Origin of the sequence: Jiangella alkaliphila (assembly GCF_900105925.1) — a bacterium.
In the GTDB taxonomy this organism is placed as follows: domain Bacteria; phylum Actinomycetota; class Actinomycetes; order Jiangellales; family Jiangellaceae; genus Jiangella; species Jiangella alkaliphila.
In genome coordinates this window covers 2,165,481-2,185,303 of the sequence record NZ_LT629791.1, presented here as the reverse complement: position 1 = coordinate 2,185,303, position 19,823 = coordinate 2,165,481, and the positions used below count along the sequence as shown (strand labels likewise).

Below are 19,823 nucleotides of genomic sequence, written 5' to 3'. Positions count from 1 at the left end.
TGACGTGGGCCTTTCGGCCCTGCTGGAACGGCGCCGGCGGGTCGAGAGTGGGTGTGTGGCGCGGGGCACGCGGGCCGGACCAGCGTGGCCGGGGGTCGCGCTGGTGCTGGTCACCGCTGTGTCCTCGGCCGCGGTGGCGTCTGCCGTGTGGTCGACCCACGACCACGGCACGCACTGGGCGGTGAGCGATCCCGCACAGCGGGTCGCCGCGGTCCAGCAGGCCTGCGAGCAGTGGACGGAGGCCGAGCCGCCGGACCGTTCGGAGCTCGGCGACGAGGACCGGTGCGCGTCGCTGGCGAACTGGCTGACCGACTCGCTGTCGACCGTCGGCCGGAGTCCGTGGACGACCTGGGCCACGCCGCAGCGGCTGCTTCTCACCTGCCGAAGCTGGCTCACCCAGACCGCACCGGACGACACCACGACCTGGTGCGACGACTTCGTCGACTGGGTGTCCACCAACCTGCCCGACTGGGACGGCTGGCTGCCCAGCGATCCGATGGCAGGGCCCTGAGGAGCTGTCGCGTCCGGCTCGGCGGCTGTTCGCTTCGCCGCGCCCCGGACCCCTCCCGTCCGGGTGGGAGTCCCACCCTACGGGCGGGCACCGACAACGCCCGCACCGGCGGCCGCCCGCAGACCGGGGATCAGCACCAGGCCGACGGCCAGGTGGATCAGCGTCAGGTAGACCTTGGCGTCGGTGTCCGCCTCGGCGACCAGCGGGCCGCTCAGCGAGAGCACCAGGACGGTCGCCGCGACGATGGTCCACACCCGCCGCGCGTCGCTCCTGCGCCGTTGCAGGACGGTCAGCAGCCACCACCCGGCCAGCGACATCGCCAGCGCCGTGCCCACCACGAGCAGCACGCCGACGTCGATCGTGAGGCCGGCAGAGGTCACCTCGAGGTCCACCCCGGCGATCTCCGCGACGGCCCACGGCACGGCTCCCGCGACCGTCGCACCCGCCACCGCCAGCACGGCCCGTCGCCGCATCGTCGTCTCCTGCGTCGTCATGTGTCCTCCTGCTGTCACTCTGGTGGCGATGCCTCGACAGCGGTACGACGACGCGGCCCGCCGAAACGTCAGGCCGCACACGTCGGGCCGCTGTCTCGTCGGAGAGTGAGGAGGTGTGGACCATGACCGATCCGGGCCTGGCCGCGATCATGAGCGAGCGCCGGCAGCTGATCAACGTCGCGTACCGGCTGCTCGGCTCGCTGGCCGACGCCGAGGACGTCGTACAGGAGACGTACGCGCGCTGGTATGCGATGTCGCCGGAGCAGCGGGAGGCGATCGAGACCCCCGGCGCGTGGCTGACCACGGTCGCGAGCCGCATCTGCCTCGACCTGCTGCGCTCGGCGCGCAGCCGCCGGGAGCGGTACGTCGGCGAGTGGATCCCGGAGCCGCTGCCCGACCGCACCGAGTGGATCAGCACCCCGCCGACCGGCAGCGCCGACCCGGCCGACCGCGTCACGCTGGACGAGTCGGTCAGCATGGCGTTCCTCGTCGTGCTCGAGTCGATGACGCCGGCCGAGCGGGTCGCGTTCGTCCTGCACGACGTCTTCGGCTACCCGTTCGCCGAGGTCGCCCGCGTCGTCGGCCGCACACCCGCCGCCTGCCGCCAGCTGGCGTCGTCCGCCCGCCGCAGGCTCCGCGCCGCGCAGCCGCCGTCGGCGCCGGCCACCTCGTCCGCCCGCCGCGCCGATCTCGTCCGCGAGTTCAAGCAGGCGTGGGCGGCCAAGGACATCCAGGCGCTCGTCGGACTGCTCGACCCGCACGCCACGGCGGTCGCCGACGGCGGCGGCCTCGCCACCGCGCTCGCCCCGCTCCAGGGCGGCGAGCCGATCGCCCGCGCCCTCGTCGAGATCGCGGCGGCCGCGCCCGATCTGATCTTCCTGGAGCGGACGGTGAACGGCCAGCCGGGCCTGGTGCTGCAGCAGGACGGGGTCACCGGGACGGTGCTGGCCTTCGACGTGGCCGGCGGCAAGATCAGCCGCGTGTGGGCGGTGCGGAACCCGGAGAAGCTGCGCCCCTGGACGGCCTGATCTCCCCTTCCACGGTACCGCGCGGCAGGGGCCTTGCGGCAAGACACCTGGAGTGGCGCAGAATCACCCGCTGACCAGGCATTTTCCTGCGGGACGGAGCCTCATGATCGACGTCATCGTCGCCGGCGGCGGGCCGACCGGCCACATGCTGGCCGCCGAGCTGCGCCTGCGCGGCGTCCAGGTGCTCGTGGTGGAGAAGGACGCGGAGCCGACCCCGGTGGTCCGCTCGCTCGGCCTGCACGTGCGCAGCATCGAGCTGATGGACCAGCGCGGCCTGCTGGACCGGTTTCTCGCGGGGGCACGAAATACCCGCTCGGCAGCCACTTCGCCGGCATCGACCGGCCGCTGCCCGAGCGGCTGGACACCGCGCACGCGTACATCCTGGGCATCCGGCAGACGGTCACCGACCGCCTGCTGGCCGCGCACGCCGAGGAGCTGGGCGCGCAGGTCCGGCGCGGCAGCGCGCTGACCGGGCTCGGCCAGGACGACGACGGTGTCACCGCCGAACTGGCCGACGGGACGCGGCTGCGCTCGCGCTGGCTGGTCGGCTGTGACGGCGGCCGCAGCACCGTGCGCAAGCTGCTCGGCGTCGACTTCCCCGGCGAGCCGGCCGGCACCGAGTGGCTGACCGGCGAGATGGACATCGGCGTGCCGCCGGACGAGCTGGCCGCCGTCGTCGCCGAGGTGCGCAAGGAACACCGCACGTTCGGCGTCGGGCCGAGCGGCGAGGGGACGTTCCGTGTCGTCGTGCCCGCCGCGGACGTGACCGAGGACCGCTCCGAGCCGACGCTCGACGAGGTCAAGGTGCGGCTGCGGGCGTTCGCGGGCACCGACTTCGGCGTTCACTCGCCGCGCTGGCTGTCCCGCTTCGGCGACGCCACGCGGCTGGCCTCGCGCTACCGCGTGGGCCGGGTCCTGCTGGCCGGCGACGCGGCGCACGTCCACCCGCCGCTGGGCGGGCAGGGGCTCAACCTCAGCGTCCAGGACGCGTTCAACCTGGGCTGGAAGCTGGCCGCCGAGGTCGCGGGCTGGGCGCCGGACGGGCTGCTGGACAGCTACGAGACCGAGCGCCGCCCGGTGGCCGCGGACGTGCTCGACAACACCCGCGCAGTCGGAACTGCTGTCGCCGCGGCCGGGAGCGCGGGCGCTGCGCCGGTTGCTGGCCGAGCTGATGGACTTCGACGAGGTGACCCGGCACCTGGTCGAGAAGATCACCGCGATCGGGGTCCGCTACGACCTCGGCGCCGGACCGGCGCTGGTCGGCCGGCGGCTGCGGGACCTGACGCTGACGCGGGGCCGCCTGTACGAGCTGATGCGCGGCGGGCGCGGGCTGCTGCTGGACCAGACCGGACGGCTCTCGGTGGCGGGCTGGGCCGATCGCGTCGACCACGTCGTCGACGTTGTTGCCGGCCTGGACGTGCCCGCGGTGCTGCTGCGCCCGGACGGGCACGTGGCCTGGGCCGGCGACGATCGGGACGAGTTGCGCGGCCGGCTGCCGCGGTGGTTCGGCGCGGCCGTCTGAGCGCACCCTCCGTGACCGATCGGCCACGGAGGGCGACGAACTACCGATCATGCGAACATATGTTCGATACTGGCAACATGACGTCTGCTCGCTGGCTGGAAGATCCTCCGCTCGACCTCCTCGAGCTCGACCCGGGGCGGCTGGAGATCAAGCTCCGGGCCTACACCGAGCCGTCCGGCCTCTACACCGCCGTTCCTATCGTCATGGGCGACCGGTCGAGCCGGCGGGTGCAGGGGCGCCTGGTCGCGTGGGGGCGGCGGCGGGGCGAGTACCGGTGGCGCTACCTGCTGGTCGTCTGGCCCGACCGGCAGGCCGACGCGCGCGGCCGGCTGGCCTGGGGCTGGCGCTCCGGCTGGTGCGTCTTCGACCCGCGGCGGGTCCGGCCGGCGCACCGGTCGGAGGTGGTGCGCGCCAACGCGACCGACGCCGCGGACCTCTCCGCCGCCATCCGCCGGGCCATGCCGCCTGGGGTCGAGCCGTCGCCGTCATCGTCGTCGGAGCCGTGACCCGTCTTCCGCAGGGGTTCGCCGATTCCTTTCCGGGCCGGCGCCGGTCAGTACCAGGATGAGCGGAGACGGGAGGACCATGCGCGAGGACGAGTTCATGCGGCGGGCCGAGGGGTTCCGGCGCGAGCTGCTCGCGCACTGCTACCGGATGATGGGCTCCGTCGACGACGCCGAGGACCTGGTGCAGGAGACCTACCTGCGGGCCTGGCGCTCGTACGACGGGTTCGAGGAGCGGTCGTCGCTGCGGACGTGGCTGTACCGCATCGCGACGAACGCCTGCCTGAACGCGTTGCAGCGCAGCGACCGGCGCGCCGTCCCCGTGGGACTCGGGACCGGGCCGTCCGGCGGGCCGGAGAGCCCCGCCGCCGGGGTCGGCTGGCTGCAGCCGCTGCCCGACGCCCTGGTCACGCCGGAGTCCGCCGACCCCGCCGCCGTCGCCGTCGTGCGTGACGGGGTGCGGCTCGCGCTGATCGTCGGTCTGCAGTACCTCACGCCGGGCCAGCGGGCCGTCCTCATCTTGAGGGACGTGCTCGCGTGGCCGGCCGCTGAGGTCGCGACGGCGCTGGCGTTGGACGTCGGTGCGGTGAAGTCGCTGTTGCAGCGGGCCCGGGGGCGGCTGCGCGAGGTGACACCGTCGATGGACGACGTCCTCGAACCGGAGCATCCGCGGGCTCGTGAGCTGCTGGACCGGTACATGACGGCGTTCGCGACGGCTGACGCGCGCCTGTTCGAGGAGGCGCTGCGGGCCGACGCCGTCCTCGAGTCGCCGGCCGGGGCGACCTGGTTCGCCGGCAAGGTCGCCTGCGTGGAGTACCTGATGAGCGAGGTCGTCGGCGCGCCCGGCGACTGGCACAAGCTGCCGACGGTGGCCAATGGCCAGCCCGCCTTCGGTGCGTACCACCGCGGCGGGTCGGCGTTCGGGATGGCCGTGCTGACGGTGACCCCGGCGGGCATCTCGCGGGTCACCGTCTTCGCCGGGCAGGACCTGCTCGCCCGCTTCGGCCTCCCCGCGTCGCTCCCCTGACCCTGTTCCGGACGGCGGGCCGGCCGGCGCCCGGGGTGGGCGCCGGGGTGGGCGCCGGCCCGCCGCTGTACCCGTCAGTCGATGAACTCCTTGGCGAACCGCCGGATCGCCTCCGGGTCGGTGGCCTCGTGGAAGCCGACGATCAGCTGCTGGACGCCCGCCTCCTCGTACGCCGCGATGCGCCGCCGCACGGTGTCGGCCGTCCCGTAGAGCAGGTACGACGCGAAGTCGCCCGGGTAGAACGCGCCCATCCCCGGCGACAGCGCCGCCTGCGCCTCCTCGTCCGACCCGGCGATGAGGCAGGCGGTCGTCGCGGTGCGCCGGATGGCGGCGTAGTCGCGGCCGGCCGCCTCGCAGTGCTCCCGCAGCACGGCGTACTTCCGCGCCGCCTCCGCGGGCGACACCATCACGTTGCAGGCGTCCGCGTACTCCGCGACGAGCTTGAGCGTCACCCGTTCGCCGCCGCCGGCGATCAGCAGCGGGATCGTGGGCTGCTGCGCGCCACGCGGAAACGTCGTCGGATGCTCCCAGATCTCCTTGATGACCCGCACGCCGTCGCGCAGCGCCCGGAGCCGGCCGGGTGCGTCGCCGAACTCGTAGCCGAACACCTCGTAGTCGGGCTCGTACCAGCCGGCGCCGAGCCCCAGCGTCAGCCGGCCATTCGACAGGACATCGACCGTCGACGCGATCTTGGCCTGCAGCGCCGGGTTCCGGTAGCTGTTGGAGCTGACCAGCGGGCCGATCCGGATCCGGTCGGTGTCGCGGGCCAGCGCCGCCAGCAGCGACCACGACTCGAACACCGGCGCCGGTGACGGCGGGATGGTCTGCAGGTGGTCGGGCAGCCAGGCCGCCGCGAAGCCGCACTCCTCCGCCGTCCGGGCCAGCTCGATCACTCGCTCGGCCGCCTCGGCCGGGTCGTCGAACGCGCCCAGTTCGCCGGCGAAACCGACCGGCAGGAAGATGCCGAATTCCAGAGACATGCCGATTCCTTCCGTTCGCGCCGCCGTGTTGCGGCCGCTGTGCGGACAGACCGGACGGAGGCGCCGGAGGAATCGTGTGGCCGTCGGACGCACGAAGGGGCCGGCCTCAGCCGACCCCGTTCGCTCCCTGCGGCTCGACCTCAGCCGAGCTGGTGCAGGGCAACACCCAGAATCGAGGAGATCACCACGACCAACGGCCACAGATCCCTCAGGATCTGGCCGATGACCTCGGTGTGCTGACGCAACTTCCGTAGCCTGCTCAGCATCGTTCCTCGCCTGTACCTATGGCTCACGAGATACCTTCCCTCGCGGGGGCACCGAGTGAACCGCTGGTAACAGTCCGCCCGGTAGCCCGTCTCCGGACTACGTCGGGCGGATTCCCGATGTAGTTAGCCGACCAGAATGACAGGAAGACAAGTGTCCCGTCAACGGGTAGCCTTGAGGTTGGCCGGATGAGGTGCTGGTAACACCGATGATCCCGGCTGAGCCCCGGCGCGTGGACTATGGCTCCGCGTCGGGGCTTCTTGCGCCCTACCATTGGTCGTGGCCGGATGAGGTGCTCTAACACCGTTGATCCCTGCTAAGCCCCGGCGCGTCCTCCACTTAGTGGTTCACTCCGCGCCGGGGGCTTCTTGCGTCCTGGCTGGTGCGACGGAATGCGGCCGGTGCGCGGCGGGTTGCCGTATCGAAGGCACCGTCCGTTGAAGGGATGCGACACCCCGATGAAGTCGATCGTGCACGACGAGTCCGGCTCCGCCGACGTCCTCAGGCTCACCGAACGCCCCGTCCCCGAGCCCGGCCCCGGCGAGGTGCGCATCCGGGTCGTCGTCTCCGCGGTGAACCCGACCGACTGGAAGTCGCGCAGCGGCGGCATGGGCGCCGCCTCCGGGACCGAGATGGTGCCGAACCAAGACGGTTCCGGCGTGATCGACGCGGTCGGCGACGGCGTCGGCGGGCTGGCTGTGGGCGACCGGGTGTGGGTGACGCTCGCGGCGTACCAGCGTCCGGACAGCGGGACGGCGCAGGAGTACACCGTCGTGCCGGTGGAACGGGTGTTCGTGCTGCCCGACGGCGCCGGCTTCGCGCTGGGCGCGGCGGTCGGCATCCCGGCGATCACGGCGCACCGGGCGCTGACGGTCGCCGAGGACGGGCCGACGCGGCTGGGTCCCGGCGCGCTGGACGGTCGCGTGGTGCTGGTGGCGGGTGGGGCGGGTGCGGTGGGGAACGCCGCGATCCAGCTGGCCCGCTGGTCCGGCGCGACGGTCATCGCGACGGTGAGTTCTGACGCGAAGGGCGCGCTGGCCACGTCCGCCGGCGCCCACCACGTCGTGACGTACGGCGGGTCGGCTAACGTCGCGGCCGCCGTCCGCGCGATCGTCCCCGACGGCGTCGACCTCGTCGTCGAGGTGGCGGCCGGCGCCAACGCCGCGACGAATGCCGCGGTCCTGAAGCCGCGTGGCGTGGTCGCGATTTACGCCAACAACGGCGACCACCCGTTCGACCTCGACGTGCGCCAGCACATGGTCCTGAACGCGCGGTTGCAGTTCGTGCTGCTCTACACGCTCCCCTCAAGACAGCTCCGCACCGCCGGCGACGACATCAACGCCGCGATCGTCGCTGGTGCCTACCGCGTCGGCGACGACGCCGGCCTGCCGCTGCACGACTTCGCCCTCGACCGGACGGCCGACGCCCACCGCGCCGTCGAGGACGGCGCCACCGGCAAGGTCATCATCACCGTCGCCGACGACTGAGTGCTCTCCGGCTCGGGCCACCGGAACTGTCGCACCGACCCATTATCGTAGGGCGCATGCCGGATGCGCCCAGCCACGAGCCCGGCCGCCAGGCCGCGTCCGGCGGCCACGCCGAGCAAGTGACGTCGGCTGCCCAGCCCTTCACCTATCTCGGTACGCCGAACGCGGCGCTGTACCGCGACGTGATGTGCACGTTCGCCCGCGCCAAGGAAAGGTTCATCGTTCACCTGCGGCCCGAAGACGTGGCCGCGGAGCTGACGCGTGACAGCGACGAGCAGCTTGCCCAGGCGCTGGAGCAACTGGTCGGGTGGGGCAACCTGCGGGCCGATCCGGACACCAGCCGCGCCACCTCGCCCGAGGACTTCCACCGCAAACGGTTCCTGTACCAGCTCACCACCGCCGGGCATGCGGCGGAGGAGGCGATCGCGTTCTACGAGCAGGCCATCGGCCGGCGCGGCGCGCTGCAGTCGGTGGCGCTGGAGGACATCGCCGAGCAGCTCGCGGCGCTGTTGGTCGTCGCCGAGGAGCCCGAGCCCGACCCTGCCAAGACGCACCGGCTGTTGTTGTCGCTGGCCGAGCGCTTCACGTCGCTCGCCGACAACGCGCAGGCATTCATGGCGTCGCTGCGCCGGGCCATCGACTTCTCCGACGGCGACGTGGAGGGCTTCCTCGCCTACAAGGAACGGCTGATCGACTACATCAACCGGTTCATCGCCGACCTCGCGAACTCGGGAGCCCGCATCGCCACGCTGCTTGCCGACCTGGAGGCCCGCGATCATGATCGCCTGCTACGGCTGGCGGCCCGGCGAGAGGCGCTCGACTCCGTCCCCGACGGCCCGGACGGCACCGACGCGTACACCCGCGCCGAGGCGGCAGCGCTCGGCGCTTGGCGCAACCGGTGGCGCGGGCTGCGCGACTGGTTCATCTCAGCCGACACCGGTCACCCCTCTCAGGCCCGGCTGCTGCGGCAGGCCGCCGTGACGGCCATCAAGCAGCTCATCGACACCGTCGGCATGCTCAACGAGCGCCGTTCGGGCCGGTCCGACCGTTCGGCCGATTTCCGCGCCCTGGCCCGCTGGTTCGCCGAGGCGCCCGACGAGGCGGCCATGCACCGGCTGTGGCGCGCGGCGTTCGGGCTCTCGCCGGCTCGCCACCTCAGTGTCACGAGCACCACGCTGACCGAATGGGAGGAGCAGGAGCCGCCGTCGTCCACGCCGTGGTCGCAGGCACCGCCGATCCGGATCTCGCCTCAGCTGCGGAAGACCGGCTCGTACGAGCGGCGCGGCCGGCCCAACCGGGTGGAGGACCGCTCGGCCGCACGCGAGCTGCTCCGGAGGCAGGCCGAGCAAGAAGCGACCGAGCTCGCGGCCGCCCGCCGTCGGCTCGCTACCAGCGGCCCGATCCTGCTGTCCCAGCTCGGCGAGCTCGACGCCCGGGCGTTCCGGCTCTTCCTCGGCCTGCTCGGCGACGCGCTCGCGACCCGGCTGCCGGGCGAGACCGAGGTGAAGACGACCACCAGCGACGGGTCCATGGAGGTCAGGCTGTCGCTGGTTCAGGACGGTCCCGACGCCTGCGCCGAGGTGTCCATTCACACCGAGGACGGCGTCCTCCGTGGTCCGGAGCACCTGATCGAGATCACCGACCTGGCGGGCGCGACATGATCCTCGACGAGGAGACGGCTCAGCGGCGCGCCGCGATGCGCGCCCTGCTCGCCAAGCCACTGCTGACGGCCGAACACGACGCGGACGCCTTCGTCACCGTCCGACGGCAGCTGCGGTATCTGCGCGAGTGGCTCACCCGGGAGACCGGCTGGCGGCTGCAGGCCGATCCGGAGTCGGCCAGGTTGTTCGTGACGACGCCGAACACCACCGACCCGACGCATCCGGCCCGTGGCCGGTCGAACGAGCCGTTCGGGCGACGGCGCTACGTGTTGCTGTGCCTGGCGCTCGCGGTGCTCGAGCGTGCCGACGCCCAGACCACGCTCGGGACGCTGGCCGATCAACTGCTCGACGTAGCGGCCGAACCGGAGCTGACCGCGGCGGGCGTGGAGTTCACGATGGACAACCGCGCCGAGCGGTCCGACCTCGTGGCGATCGTCCGGACGCTGCTCGAGTGGGGCGTACTGGCCAAGGTGGCCGGCGACGAAGACGCTTATCTGTCGGCATCGGGCGACGTGCTCTACGACATCCAGCGCCCGGTACTGGCCGCGCTGCTCACCGGCAACCGCGGGCCGTCCACCGTCACCGCCGGGTCGTTCGAAGAACGGCTGGCCGAGCTGACCGCCGAACCCGTTCCCGACACCGACGACCTTCGCAATCAGGCCATGCGCCGGCGGCTGACCCGCCGGCTGTTGCTGGACCCCGTCGTCTACTACGCCGAGCTCGACCCCGCGGAGCGGGCGTACCTGCTGTCCCAACGGCAGGCGATCACGCGCCGCATCCACGAAGCCACCGGGCTGTGGCCCGAGATGCGCGCCGAGGGCATCGCGATGGTCGACCCAGACGACCAGCTCACCGACGTGCGCATGCCCGAGCAGCGCACCGACGGCCACGTCACCCTCCTCGTGGCGGAGTACCTCGCCGCGAGGAAGGAGGCCACCGTCGATGAGCTGCACGAGTTCGTCCGCCGAGCCGCCCGGGAGCACACCGCGTACTGGCGCAAGGGCGTGACCGATCCGGGTGCGGAGAAGCAGCTGCTCGCCGTCGCACTGGAGAAGCTGACCGCGCTGCGGCTGGTCGATGCCGATTCCCAGCGGGTGTTCAGCCTGGCCGCCATCGGCAGGTTCGCCATCGGCGAACCCACCATCCGCGCGTCCGAGGTACTGGAGTCACGATGACCGCGCCCACAGTGACGACGGCGGCACTGCCAACTCCTACCTCGCGACGGTGGAAACCGCTGCGCGCCGGGCTGGTCGACATCTTCTATTACGACGTCGAGGAGTTCCACTTCCACGACGGCCGCCTCCTGCTGCGCGGCAACAACGGCACGGGGAAGTCGAAGGTGCTGGCGCTCACGCTGCCGTTCCTGCTCGACGGGGAGCTGTCGCCACACCGCGTCGAACCGGACGGCGACCGGCAGAAGCGGATGGAGTGGAACTTGCTGCTCGGCGGCAAGCACCCGCATCCGGAGCGCGTGGGCTACACCTGGTTGGAGTTCGGCCGCATCGGGCCCGACGGCACGCCCGAGTTCAAGACCATCGGCTGCGGCCTCAAGGCCGTCAAGGACCGCGGCATCGCCCGGCACTGGTACGTCGTTACTCCACAGCGGGTCGGCGACGACTTGTTGCTGCTCGGCCCCGGCCGGGTGCCACTCACCCGCGAGCGGCTCCGCGACGCCGTCGAGGGACGCGGCATGGTCTACGACCGCGCTTCGGACTATCGGCGGGCCGTGGACGAAGCCCTGTTCGGGCTGGGCGAGCGGCGCTACGAGGCGCTGGTCAACCTGCTGATCCAGCTCCGTCAGCCGCAGCTGTCCAAGAAGCCGGACGAGAAGCGGTTGTCAACGGCGCTCACCGAGGCACTGCCACCGGTCAGCCCAGCGCTGATCCGCACGGTGGCGGACGCGTTCCGAGGGCTGGACGAGGAGCGGCACGCCATCGACGGGCTGCGCGAGGCGGAGCAGGCAGCCGCCGAGTTCCTGCGGCACTACCGCCGGTACGCCGAGCTAGCGGCAAGGCGCATGGCTCGCGGGCCGCGTGAGACGCACAGCCGCTACGAATGGCTGGGCCGTGACCTGGCCGAGGCCGAGCGCCGCTACGCCGAGGCCCAGGGCGAGCTGGACGCCGCGGAGGAGCTGCTGGCCGAGCTCGCCGACGCGAAAGGCACGTTGGAAGCGCAACGCGACGCGCTCCAGCAGAGCCCGGAGATGCGCGACGCCGAGCGCTTACAGCATCTGGAGGCCGACGCCGACCGGCTGGAGGCCTATGCCCGGAGGGTGGAGGGCGACCGCGAACGGCTCGACGACGAGCTCAGGCGGCGGCGGGTGGCCGCCGAGCGCGCGGCCGGCCGCGAGCGACAGGCAGCTGCGACGTTCGAGGCCGCCGACGGGACGGCGACGGAGTCGGCCGAGCGTGCCCGATGCGCGGCCGAGCACCAGGACGTGGCCGGCCGCTGGGAGACCGACCTCGCCGCGGCCCGCCGGGAGACCGCCGCCCTGGCGGATCGGCGGACGCGCGCCGTCGAAGAGCTCGAACGACTGCTGGCCGCGGTGGCGGCGGAGTCGGCTCGGCTGGAGCAGGCCCGCCGCGAGGTCGACCGGCTGACCGCGCAGCTGCAGGCCGACGCCGAGCGTGTCACCCACGCTGAGCAGGCCATTCACGACGAGACCGCCGGCCTGTCCGCGCGCTACAGCGCCTACCTGGGCGGCGTGTCCGAGTTCCGCGTGACCGATGCCGACGCGGTGTTGTCCCTGCTCGAGACCTGGGCGGTCAACGTCGACGGCGTCAACCCTGCGGCCGAGGCCGTCGACCAGGCGGTGCGGACAGCGACCACAGAGCTGGGGCGTCAGGAGGCGGGGCTGGAGGCCGAGCGGCAGGACCGCAGGGCCGCCACAGGTGAGATCACCGACGAGATCCAGCGGCTGGAGGCCGGCGGGCACGACGCTCCACCGGTGCCCTACACCCGCGACCCCAGCGGTCGAGTCGACCGGCCGGGCGCGCCGTTCTGGAAGGTCGTCGACTTCGCCGACGACGTCCCCAGCGATCACCGCGCCGGGGTGGAGGCCGCGCTGGAGGCGGCCGGGATCCTGGACGCGTGGTTGTCGCCGGACGGGACGCTTCGTGGCGCCGACGACACCGTCGTCGTTGCCGCGGCGGATGGTGCGGGGACGGAGACCGGTGCCCGGCGGGGGAGCTGCCGAGACGTGCTGCGCCCCGCTGTCGACCGGGCCGACGTTCATGCGGCGGCGCTGTCCGACGACCTGGTCGATGCCGTACTCGGCGCGATCGGTCTGGATGCCGACGACGGCGGCGATCACCACACGTGGGTCACCGTCGACGGGCGCTGGGCCAACGGCGTCCTCACCGGCTCCTGGCACAAGCCCGACGCGGTGTTCATCGGCGATGGCGCCCGCGAGCGGGCCCGCCGCGCCCGGCTGGAGCGGCTGCGTGCCGAACTGGCCGAGCTGGAGTCGCGGCTGGCCGAGCTGGCCGCCGCGCTGGAGGAGGTCGCCGCTCGACGCCGCGGCCTCGACGAGGAGCGTCGCGCCCGACCGGACGATCAGGCACTGCGTGAGGCGCACGTGAAACTGACCGGCGAGCACGAACGCCGGCGCAGCCACCAGGAAGAGCATTCGGCTGCTGAAGAGGCGGCGCGCGAGCAGGAGGCGCAGCTGGTCGCGGTCCGGCACCGAGCGGCCGAGTTCGCCGCGGACGTCGGCCTGCCCGTCGACACCGACGAGCTGGCGACGGTCCGCGCCGCCCTGGGCGACTACCGGGTCGCGCTGGCCGGGCTGTGGCCGGCGGCCGAGGCGCTGCTCGACGCGCGCGAGACGGCACGAATCGTGGCCGAGGAGCTGGCCGGTACCGCCGAACGGCTCGAGGAGGCTTCGTCGTCGGCCGTCGAGGCGCGCGAACGGGCGGCGGCGGCGGCCGAGACCTACCGGGTGTTGCACGAGACCGTCGGCGACGCGATCGAGGAGCTGCGCCGGAAGCTCGCCGCCGTAGCCGAGGAGCTGCGCCAGCGTGACGAGAACGAGCGCGCCACTCGTGACGTCGCGAACCAGGCGCGGGAGAACCGCGGCCGGGCTGAGGGTGCGCGGGAGAAGTTGACCGAGGAGATCACGGAGGCGGAGACCAAGCGCGATGCCGCAGTCGAAGAGTTCCGGCAGTTCGCCGCGACCGGTCTGCTCCGCGTCGCACTGCCCGAGCTGGAGATTCCCGGCGCCGACGAGTCGTGGGCGGCGACCCCGGCCGTGCATCTGGCCCGGTCGGTCAACGCCGCGCTCGAGAGTGCCGATGACAGCGACGGGCCCTGGGACCGGGTGCAGAAACGGGTGTCCGAGGAGCACAAGTTGCTGTCGGACGCGATGGCGCGGCACGGGCACTCCGTCGGCCTCACTCTGCGCGCCGGCGTGATGGTCGTCGACGTCGTCTTCCAAGGCCGCACCCGGGAGATCCCGGAGCTCACGATGGCCCTGCGGACCGAGATCGACGACCGCGCCCAGCTGCTCTCGGCACGCGAGCGGGAGATCCTGGAGAACCACCTGCTCAACGAGGTCGCCGGTACGCTGCACGAGCTCATCGCCGCCGCTGAGGACGAGGTGCGGGCGATGAACGACGAGCTCGCCGCCCGGCCGACGTCGACGGGGATGCGGCTGCGGCTGATCTGGCGCAGCGCCCGTCATGCTCCCGACGGCCTGGACCGGGTACGCGACAAGCTGCGGCAGACCGTCGACGCCTGGTCAGAGGCCGACCGGAGCGCCGTCGGCGAGTTCCTGCAACGGCAGATCGCCCGCGAGCATGCCGAGAACCCCGCGGTGGGCTGGTACGACCAACTGACGACCGCGCTGGACTACCGCACGTGGCACGAGTTCACCATCCAGCGGTATCAGGACGGCCAGTGGCGACCCGCGACCGGCCCGGCGTCCGGCGGCGAGCGTGCGCTCGTGGCGTCGGTGCCGCTGTTCGCCGCGGCATCCGCGCACTACAAGTCCGCCGCCAATCCGTACGCACCGCGGTTGGTGGCGCTCGACGAGGCGTTCGCCGGTGTCGACGACGACTCGCGGGCCAAGTGCCTTGGACTGCTGGCCACGTTCGACATGGACGTCGTGATGACAAGCGAACGCGAGTGGGGCTGCTACCCGGAGGTGCCCGGCTTGGCGATCAGCCACCTGGCCCGACGCGACGGCATCGACGCCGTGCTGGTGACGCCGTGGCGGTGGGACGGGCGGGATCGGCGCCGGGTGGAGCGGCCCGTGCCGGTGCTGCCGCCGGCCGAGCCGGCACCGCGCGCCGGCGGTGCTGAGCAAGCGGACCTGTTCGGTCAGGGCTGAGGCGGGCCGGGGCCGATGGAACAGTCGTCCCGCGACGATCGGCTGCATCGTCTTCTCGGCGGGCCGCACACGACCTGGCTCGTCGAGCGGATGCGGCGCCGATTGGAGCTCGGTAAGCCTCTGACCGGGTCCGTCACGTTGTTCAGCGTTTCGGCGGAGCAGCGTCGCGCCGTGGAGCTGCTCCTGGGACGGCGGCCGGGCGGCGGTGCCTCCCTCAGCGTGTCGCTGGACGAGCTGGACCGGACGTTGCGCGCATCGCGGGCCGCACCGGACGGCCTGGCCGCCGCGGTCGAGCAACTGGCCGGACCCATCCGGAACCGCTCAGCGGAGGCCGCAAGCGTCGCCGCAGCCTGGGCTTCGGCGTTTCGCGAACTCGACGCGACGGTTGCCGACCGCCCGGAGCTGATCGAGTGGCGAGCCTGGCTGGACACCACCGGCGTGGTCCGGCGACTGGTCGCCGACCCGAGCGCGGCGCGGCTCGTCCTGGACGCGGTGGCGGGCGTGGTGCAGCGGCTTCCGTCGACTGGCGTGCCGCTCGGACGGCTCGCCGCCGAGGTCTGCGGCGACGCTCATGCCCTCGACGAAGGACGGCCGGTCGCCACACTGGCGCTGTCCGCCGCCCGCGCGATGACGAGCGACTCATCGCTCGGCGAGGCGTTGACCGGCCGCCGAGAGATCTGGGCTGCGGTCGGCGTCCACCTCGACGAACTCTCGTCGACGGTGCTCTGCCTCGGCCTGCCCGGTGAATCGCGGACACCGCTTGGACTGACGCTGGCCGCGATGCGTGCGGTCGGCGAGCCGAGCGTGCTGACGCTACGACAGCTACGTCGGCACGATGGTCCGGTTCTGGCACCCCAGGGTCTGGTGCGGCTCTGCGAGAATCCGGTCGTCGTCGCGGCGGCGGCCGAAGAACTCGGCGCTGCCTGCCCGCCGCTCGTGTGCGTCAACGGCCGGCCATCTGCCGCAGTGTGGCGTCTGCTCGACCTGCTGGCATCAGGCGGCGCACGGTTCGCGTATCACGGCGACTTCGACTGGGGCGGGGTGGCGATCGCTGCTGCGGTGTACGAGAGGGTGCGATGGGAGCCGTGGCGGTTCGACGCAGCCGCGTACGAGTCCGCGGCCGGGTCGTCGCCGCTCAGCGGCACACCCCTGCCAACCCCCTGGGATCCGGCGCTGCAGTCGGCCATGGTGCGCCGTGGCGTGCGGATCGAGGAGGAGCTGGCCATCGACGACCTGCTGCGCGATCTCGCACGTTGAGCGAGGGTGCCTCCCACAGGCGAGTCAGCGTTCGCCGGGCTGCTCCTCCCGCAGCCCGCGCTCCACCAGATCGCGCAGCCGTTCGAGCCACCCCTCCGGTGCCGACCGGAAGCCGACGGAACGAGTCTCGGAGGACTCGACGGCAGCCTCGATGTCGTCGAAGGTCAGCCCACGCGCTTCCAGCCAATCCGGCGCACTCGGCGAGCTGAGTTCACGCGTCTGATTGACGGCGTGCAGCATGTAGTCGGTGACCCGACGATGACCCCAGTCCTCCTGCGGCACCGGATAGGCGTCACCTGGCGCCGGCTCGGGACCGAACGCGTCATACCAGATGTCGCGCAACCACTCGTCGGTCATCCACTGTGACGACCTGGGTAGCGGGGTGAACGAAGAGTCCCGAATGTGGGCAGCGAACTCCTCCCGGAAGGCATGAACGTGGCCGCCCTCGTCATTGGCGAGCATCCCCCGGAGATCCTCGATCGCCTGGATATAGAGATCTGGCTCGTGGTCGGCTATCCCAAACCCGCCGCTGAAGAAGGTCTTGAAGTTGCTGCTCTCAGGTATCACGCAAGGTCCTCCAACCGAGAGTTTCTTGGATCCGGTTCATCGACCGGATAGCACGTCACAAGCCGCCAACTCCCGCCGGACTTCCTGAAGACCAGAGTCGCACCCGGGTCGGAGCCCTCGGCAAGTGGATCGTGGGGAACGCCATGTACCTGCCCGCTACCTCGCTTCAGCGCCAGCCGTCTAGCTGCCAGCCAATCACGTCGGGTCTCTGGCATACCAGTCCCGGCTCCCTGATATCCACGGGCATCACCCTCGGCCAAACCTGCCAGCTCGGCGCTGACGTGGATGCCGATCGACGGGAATACGCCGGCGTTTCTCGTGAGAAAGGCGTCCAAGCCACCTACAACCCTGTGTGCCGTTCGCAGGCGCCTCAATAGGCTTGGCAAGGGCTTCCGGTGAGGTGAATCCGCCCGCGGAGACGCCGCAGCGATGGCTAGTCTGGACAGCGCCGTCGGGCGCAATCTGCCAAGCGTCCGCGCCAGATGGATCCTTCAGCCAGATCAGTCGCGCCAACTGGGCTTCATCGGGCATCTGCGGTCCATGTCGCTCGACTGCATGGCAGATCGGGTCTTGGAGCAATCCGACTCCCACATCGCGGTGGTCGTCGGAGTACTCCGCACCGGTACTGACCTTGGCCCCGTCGGTGTCGAGCTGGGGCACCGTCGGGACCAACCGGGCCGCCTCGGCGTCGACCGTGACGCTACGGTCCATACCGGTCAGCAAGTCGCCCACGTAGTCGCGGGCGAACCCAGCCGGAAAGGCGGCTTGCAACCCAACCGCCGCCGTCCCCGACGGGCTCAGCACAGGCACCGCCGCCACACCGTGCAACGGCGCCAGCAGTCCCAGCAGTTGATGCACCTCCACCACATACGGTGCACGAGCCTCGCGCAACGTCTTCGACACGTCCGCGCTCATGAACTTCCCGATGTCCGCGATCTCACCAGACAGATCCGACACGCCCGGCGCACGCAACCCGACGAGTCCGCGAGCCACTCGACTCACCTGCTCGCGCGACGCCCGCGCCGCCCCGTCAGCATGCCGCTCCAGCTCTACGCACGTGCGCAGCAGTCCTTCGATCGCGGCACGCAGCGCACCCCGCTCGCCCGACCCTGCCATCGCCACGCCATACCTCCTGCAAAGGCATGGCCGACGATACCGGTGCGCTCCGCTGGTTCGACGAGCATGTGGTGACTCCGCCGACCACATGGACGGGGGTCACGCGCACCGGCCGGGTGCGCGGCTGCGCTCCTGGCGCGTCAGTGCCTCAAGACCTGGCACAACGCCCGGTGCAGGCGGATGTCCTGCTGGATCTGACGGGGCACCGGCCAGCGCCGCCGTTCTAACGCCTCGGCGTAGGCCTCCAGAGCGCGGAGGCTCTCCCGGAGCGCCGCGCCCTGTGCGCCTGGGTCGAACACCTTCTGCGCCGCCTGCCTGCGCCGTTCCGCACGCGCGGCGAGGATGTCCGCGAACAACGTGCCCAGCGGATGCGGCAGAGCGTCGGGGGTGCTCACGGCGGTCCGCTCGCGGAGGCGATGGCCGCCAGAACCTGCCCTCCGTCGAACGTCGGCCCGACGATGAGCCGCAGCACCGCGTGCCTGATCTCGACAGTCTCGACGAACCGCGCGGTGCCATCGGGCGTGGACTCGAAGTGCCCGGCTTCGGACAGCACGACGATGACCGGATCATCGCCAGCCAGTTGCTCCGCACGCTGGGCCGCGTCCAGCAACGTCATGCCCGCATGAGCCGTTTCGGGCGAGTCGAGGGCGTCCGCGGAGAAGGAGAACGCACCCGCCCAACGCCGGAGGAAGATGGCCAGCGCCAGCGCCCGAGCGTCGGGCCGGCGCGTTAGCATCGACGACACACAACTGGCCGGCCCCCACCGGTCGGCGTCCGGCCCGGGCGGCTCACGACGCCACGGCCTGGAGCATCGGCCACGACACGAGCGCGTCCGGTTGGACGGCTCGATCGGCCTCGACGGCTGCCAGTACCTCGCTCGCGGTGAGGCGGTTGTCCCAGTCGACGACGCGCGCGAACGCCCGCGCCGCAGCCGTCGGATCCACGTCGGGCGGCACGACCAGCAGATCGATGCGTGCGCGGCCGTCACGCCCGCTCAGGCTCACCATGTTCGGGTCGATGGTGCGGTACGAGGCCGTCCGGATGACCCGGCCGGCGATCAGCAGCTGCCGCCCCGCGTTGCCCCACGTCTTCCGGCTGAACGAGACCCACTCGGTCATGAATCCCCTGCGGTCCAGGGACTCGATGACCGTGGGCAGCTCCGCGCCGAGGTCGTTGGACCGCGGCCACCACACACCATGAAGACTCGGGTCCCGGCCCGGCTGGGTCACGCGGTAGGCGACTCGCGTCGCTGAGTCGTCGAGCAGATGTGAGCTGAGGAACTGGCGCATCAGCGCGGCCAATCTCCGGCCTTTGCGGCCGACATCCATAGTGCCGACGCAGCTGGGGACCGACCTGCCCGCATATCAACGCCTTGAACTTCCACCGTACACCCGGTCATGACGGGCAGTGGCCGCCTGACCTGACGGGTTGCCGCGTGGTCCACTCGGCGAACTGGCGGCCGGACCTGCGGAATCGTCAGGGCGTATCCAGGCGGAAGAGCTCGAGGACCGCCCGCTGTTCGGCCGTCACGACGAGCTGTCCGTTGGTGCCGGCCGGGAAGATCTCCGCAGCTTCCCAGAGCGCCTTGGGGACGCTGGACGCGACGCCGACCGCGACTCCCCGCGCCCGCTGCACGTCGAGCAGTCGCCGCGCGTCGAAGAGGTAGACGCGGTGGATGCACCAGGGCCGCACACCGCCTCGCGACGACGCCGCGGCGGCCGGCGGGCCGGTCATGACCAAGTAGAAGTCCAGGGCGTCGGACACGGTCATGTCCAGGATGCCCTCGCGCTTGAGATACCACTTGACGTTCACCGTGCGCCCCTCGAGCGGCCCGGTACGGAACCGCCCGTCGATGGCCGTCGCCGACGCCGACGGTTCGAGCTGGAGGTCGAAGACCTGCGCGGCGATCCATTCGCCGAGGTGCCCCGCGCTCATCGGCCGGTTGATCAGCCCCGCGATCTCCGCGTCGATGAGGTTGCGCCGGCGAAGCAGCTCGCCCAGGACGCGGGCGTTCTCAGGGGACATCGTGCTCACCCGCGATCAGTCCGCCGCCCGCCGACGACCGCCCACCCAAGCT

Annotated in this window: 17 protein-coding genes and 1 pseudogene; 10 read left to right on the top strand and 8 right to left on the bottom strand. The window is 71.9% G+C overall.

Annotated elements, in window-relative coordinates; all coding sequences use genetic code 11:
• Positions 1-55: 55 nt before the first annotated feature.
• On the top strand, positions 56-511 hold the full coding sequence (locus tag BLV05_RS10205) for a hypothetical protein (RefSeq protein WP_046771634.1): 456 nt from the start codon (positions 56-58) through the stop codon (positions 509-511).
• Between the two features lie 77 nt (positions 512-588).
• On the opposite strand, the gene BLV05_RS10200 is transcribed toward BLV05_RS10205, so the two are convergent.
• A complete protein-coding gene (locus BLV05_RS10200) occupies positions 589-1,005 on the bottom strand; it encodes a DUF6069 family protein (protein ID WP_046771635.1) in 417 nt (138 codons plus the stop codon).
• A 122-nt stretch (positions 1,006-1,127) separates the two neighbouring features.
• On the opposite strand from BLV05_RS10200, the gene sigJ reads away from it, so the two are divergent.
• From sigJ to BLV05_RS10180, 4 genes and pseudogenes are all read left to right on the top strand, one after another.
• A complete protein-coding gene (sigJ, locus tag BLV05_RS10195) occupies positions 1,128-2,033 on the top strand; it encodes an RNA polymerase sigma factor SigJ (protein WP_046771660.1) in 906 nt (301 codons plus the stop codon).
• Positions 2,034-2,136: 103 nt separating this feature from the next.
• A pseudogene (rox, locus tag BLV05_RS38555) lies at positions 2,137-3,555 on the top strand (rifampin monooxygenase).
• Between the two features lie 77 nt (positions 3,556-3,632).
• Positions 3,633-4,061, top strand: a complete 429-nt coding sequence (locus BLV05_RS10185) for a hypothetical protein (RefSeq protein ID WP_083421301.1) — start codon at positions 3,633-3,635, stop codon at positions 4,059-4,061.
• Between the two features lie 58 nt (positions 4,062-4,119).
• Positions 4,120-5,085: an RNA polymerase subunit sigma-70 gene (locus tag BLV05_RS10180; protein ID WP_046771637.1), complete on the top strand. Its 966-nt coding sequence runs from the start codon at positions 4,120-4,122 to the stop codon at positions 5,083-5,085.
• Positions 5,086-5,159: 74 nt separating this feature from the next.
• Here BLV05_RS10180 and BLV05_RS10175 read toward each other — a convergent pair whose 3' ends face one another.
• Complete coding sequence (locus tag BLV05_RS10175) at positions 5,160-6,065, bottom strand: LLM class flavin-dependent oxidoreductase (protein WP_046771638.1); 906 nt, start codon at positions 6,063-6,065, stop codon at positions 5,160-5,162.
• A 722-nt stretch (positions 6,066-6,787) separates the two neighbouring features.
• Here BLV05_RS10175 and BLV05_RS10170 point away from each other — a divergent pair.
• From BLV05_RS10170 to BLV05_RS10150, 5 genes are read left to right on the top strand one after another with little or no spacing between them, the layout of a single operon-like run.
• Entirely contained in the window at positions 6,788-7,816 is a 1,029-nt protein-coding gene (locus tag BLV05_RS10170) for an NADPH:quinone reductase (RefSeq protein ID WP_046771639.1), read from the top strand.
• A 56-nt stretch (positions 7,817-7,872) separates the two neighbouring features.
• The gene (locus BLV05_RS10165) at positions 7,873-9,477 is read left to right on the top strand and encodes a TIGR02677 family protein (RefSeq protein ID WP_152690992.1); all 1,605 of its coding nucleotides are present in this window, start codon (positions 7,873-7,875) and stop codon (positions 9,475-9,477) included.
• On the top strand, positions 9,474-10,652 hold the full coding sequence (locus BLV05_RS10160) for a TIGR02678 family protein (protein WP_046771640.1): 1,179 nt from the start codon (positions 9,474-9,476) through the stop codon (positions 10,650-10,652). The genes BLV05_RS10165 and BLV05_RS10160 overlap by 4 nt, the downstream gene beginning before the upstream one ends.
• The gene (locus BLV05_RS10155) at positions 10,649-14,806 is read left to right on the top strand and encodes a TIGR02680 family protein (RefSeq protein WP_046771641.1); all 4,158 of its coding nucleotides are present in this window, start codon (positions 10,649-10,651) and stop codon (positions 14,804-14,806) included. The genes BLV05_RS10160 and BLV05_RS10155 overlap by 4 nt, the downstream gene beginning before the upstream one ends.
• A gap of 15 nt (positions 14,807-14,821) precedes the next feature.
• Positions 14,822-16,063: a TIGR02679 family protein gene (locus BLV05_RS10150; protein ID WP_046771642.1), complete on the top strand. Its 1,242-nt coding sequence runs from the start codon at positions 14,822-14,824 to the stop codon at positions 16,061-16,063.
• A gap of 24 nt (positions 16,064-16,087) precedes the next feature.
• Here BLV05_RS10150 and BLV05_RS10145 read toward each other — a convergent pair whose 3' ends face one another.
• The 6 genes from BLV05_RS10145 to BLV05_RS10120 all read right to left on the bottom strand — a co-directional run bounded on the left by BLV05_RS10145 (position 16,088) and on the right by BLV05_RS10120 (position 19,771).
• Positions 16,088-16,630 (bottom strand): hypothetical protein, encoded by a 543-nt coding sequence (locus tag BLV05_RS10145; RefSeq protein ID WP_046771643.1) that lies wholly within the window; start codon positions 16,628-16,630, stop codon positions 16,088-16,090.
• Positions 16,631-16,876: 246 nt separating this feature from the next.
• Positions 16,877-17,752 (bottom strand): hypothetical protein, encoded by an 876-nt coding sequence (locus BLV05_RS10140; RefSeq protein WP_046771644.1) that lies wholly within the window; start codon positions 17,750-17,752, stop codon positions 16,877-16,879.
• A gap of 134 nt (positions 17,753-17,886) precedes the next feature.
• On the bottom strand, positions 17,887-18,141 hold the full coding sequence (locus tag BLV05_RS10135) for a hypothetical protein (protein ID WP_046771645.1): 255 nt from the start codon (positions 18,139-18,141) through the stop codon (positions 17,887-17,889).
• On the bottom strand, positions 18,138-18,362 hold the full coding sequence (locus BLV05_RS10130) for a hypothetical protein (RefSeq protein ID WP_152690993.1): 225 nt from the start codon (positions 18,360-18,362) through the stop codon (positions 18,138-18,140). Before BLV05_RS10130 ends, BLV05_RS10135 begins: the two co-directional genes overlap by 4 nt.
• Before the next feature lie 172 nt (positions 18,363-18,534).
• Positions 18,535-19,035: a DUF5994 family protein gene (locus tag BLV05_RS10125; protein WP_267884910.1), complete on the bottom strand. Its 501-nt coding sequence runs from the start codon at positions 19,033-19,035 to the stop codon at positions 18,535-18,537.
• A gap of 187 nt (positions 19,036-19,222) precedes the next feature.
• Positions 19,223-19,771 (bottom strand): hypothetical protein, encoded by a 549-nt coding sequence (locus BLV05_RS10120; protein WP_046771663.1) that lies wholly within the window; start codon positions 19,769-19,771, stop codon positions 19,223-19,225.
• Positions 19,772-19,823: the final 52 nt, after the last annotated feature.

Bases quoted from the DNA above. Each gene is read 5' to 3' on its own strand.
- BLV05_RS10125 (WP_267884910.1), bottom strand. From the start codon at position 19,035: ATGCGCCAGTTCCTCAGCTCACATCTGCTCGACGACTCAGCGACGCGA.
- BLV05_RS10200 (WP_046771635.1), bottom strand. From the start codon at position 1,005: ATGACGACGCAGGAGACGACGATGCGGCGACGGGCCGTGCTGGCGGTG.
- BLV05_RS10150 (WP_046771642.1), top strand. From the start codon at position 14,822: ATGGAACAGTCGTCCCGCGACGATCGGCTGCATCGTCTTCTCGGCGGG.
- BLV05_RS10185 (WP_083421301.1), top strand. From the start codon at position 3,633: ATGACGTCTGCTCGCTGGCTGGAAGATCCTCCGCTCGACCTCCTCGAG.
- BLV05_RS10175 (WP_046771638.1), bottom strand. From the start codon at position 6,065: ATGTCTCTGGAATTCGGCATCTTCCTGCCGGTCGGTTTCGCCGGCGAA.
- BLV05_RS10165 (WP_152690992.1), top strand. From the start codon at position 7,873: ATGCCGGATGCGCCCAGCCACGAGCCCGGCCGCCAGGCCGCGTCCGGC.
- BLV05_RS10155 (WP_046771641.1), top strand. From the start codon at position 10,649: ATGACCGCGCCCACAGTGACGACGGCGGCACTGCCAACTCCTACCTCG.
- BLV05_RS10130 (WP_152690993.1), bottom strand. From the start codon at position 18,362: ATGACGTTGCTGGACGCGGCCCAGCGTGCGGAGCAACTGGCTGGCGAT.
- BLV05_RS10180 (WP_046771637.1), top strand. From the start codon at position 4,120: ATGAGCGGAGACGGGAGGACCATGCGCGAGGACGAGTTCATGCGGCGG.
- sigJ (WP_046771660.1), top strand. From the start codon at position 1,128: ATGACCGATCCGGGCCTGGCCGCGATCATGAGCGAGCGCCGGCAGCTG.
- BLV05_RS10120 (WP_046771663.1), bottom strand. From the start codon at position 19,771: ATGTCCCCTGAGAACGCCCGCGTCCTGGGCGAGCTGCTTCGCCGGCGC.
- BLV05_RS10160 (WP_046771640.1), top strand. From the start codon at position 9,474: ATGATCCTCGACGAGGAGACGGCTCAGCGGCGCGCCGCGATGCGCGCC.
- BLV05_RS10170 (WP_046771639.1), top strand. From the start codon at position 6,788: ATGAAGTCGATCGTGCACGACGAGTCCGGCTCCGCCGACGTCCTCAGG.